At 38.8% G+C, this 1,414-nt stretch carries 1 protein-coding gene; it reads left to right on the forward strand.

Translation table 11 applies throughout. The features are described from left to right. The first annotated feature begins 91 nt into the window (after positions 1-91). On the forward strand, positions 92-1,321 hold the full coding sequence (locus NAF19_RS30470) for an IS4 family transposase (RefSeq protein ID WP_252794248.1): 1,230 nt from the start codon (positions 92-94) through the stop codon (positions 1,319-1,321). Positions 1,322-1,414: the final 93 nt, after the last annotated feature.

A 1,414-nucleotide genomic window follows, 5' to 3' on the forward strand; every position in this document is an offset into this window, starting at 1 on the left:
TCACTGTTGTCCGGTAAACGGATAAAAAAAACAGGGGCATAAAAACCCCTGCATAGTTTAATTTTGAATTACCACACTCAAAAGTTGAACTATGCCCAAAAGTACATTTTTTACCGGACAGCCGATATTTAATCAATTACTTTCTTACATCCCACGAGCTAAAGTTGATCAGTTAACACGCAAGCATAATTCAGATCACTATTGTAAGAAATTTAAAGCATATGATCACTTGGTGACTATGCTCTTTTGCTGCTTTCATCATTGCACATCACTTCGGGAGTTGATAACAGGTATACAGGTAAATGCCCATCGGTTAAATCACCTGGGAATGGTGCATACGCCGCGCCGGAGCACCCTTGCAGATGCCAATGAGCGACGTTCGGCTGATTTGTTCAGGGATTTATATCATGAATTGTTCCGATATCATTTTGGAGTTTTACCGGACAGCCTGTCTAAATGCAAGCTGTCTAATAAGATATTTATTGTCGATTCAACAACAGTAACGTTGTTCTCGGAGGTTTTTAAGGCTTGCGGAAATGCAAAGGCCAACGGAAAAAAGAAAGGTGGTGTTAAAGCCCATGTTATGATCAGGGCAAAAGATAATGTTCCCTGCTTTGTTCACATTACCAGTGCCTCAACTAACGACAAGACGGTAATGCCTAAGTTAGATTTGCCTAAAGGCTCTATAATTGTCATGGATAAAGGCTACAACAGCTATAAACCGATGGCTGAATGGACGAAAAAAGGTATTACCTGGGTAACCCGGCTAAATAAAAGAGCGAGATGGGAATGTGTGGAACAGAGGCCAATAAGTGAAAAAATGACTACTCATGGCGTACGTAGTGATAAAAAAATCCTGTTAGGCAATCCGGAAAAAGCGAAAAAGGTGCCCTTGCAAGAAGCCCGGCTGATTACTTATCATGACGAAGAAACTGGTAAGGAATTCCAATTTCTCACCAATAACATGGAACTTAACGCATTAACAATAGCAGGTATATACCGAAGGAGGTGGCAAATTGAACTATTATTCAAGCGGGTCAAGCAAAATTTTCAGCTTAATAATTTCCTTGGAGACAATCAAAATGCCATTAAAATACAGCTTTGGTGTACGCTAATAGCAGATTTATTGGTCAAAATAGTAAAAGATAAAGCTGATAAGCTAAAGAAAAACAAATGGTCGTTCGCTAACGTTGCCGGTCTTATCAGGCAGCACCTTGGAACATATATCGATATCATTAAATTCCTCGTAAATCCTGAAAAAGCTATCCTTGGATATGCTGCCGAAGTGAAAAACTACCAATTATCGCTTTTTAAAACTTGAGGGGGTGTGTTTTTCAATATTTACCAAAAAAAGCTTCTATTTAACACAAACCCCATTTTAATTCTATTTTTTATTTTTACCGGACAACAGTGA

Origin of the sequence: Mucilaginibacter flavidus, assembly GCF_024055575.1 — a bacterium.
GTDB lineage: Bacteria > Bacteroidota > Bacteroidia > Sphingobacteriales > Sphingobacteriaceae > Mucilaginibacter > Mucilaginibacter flavidus.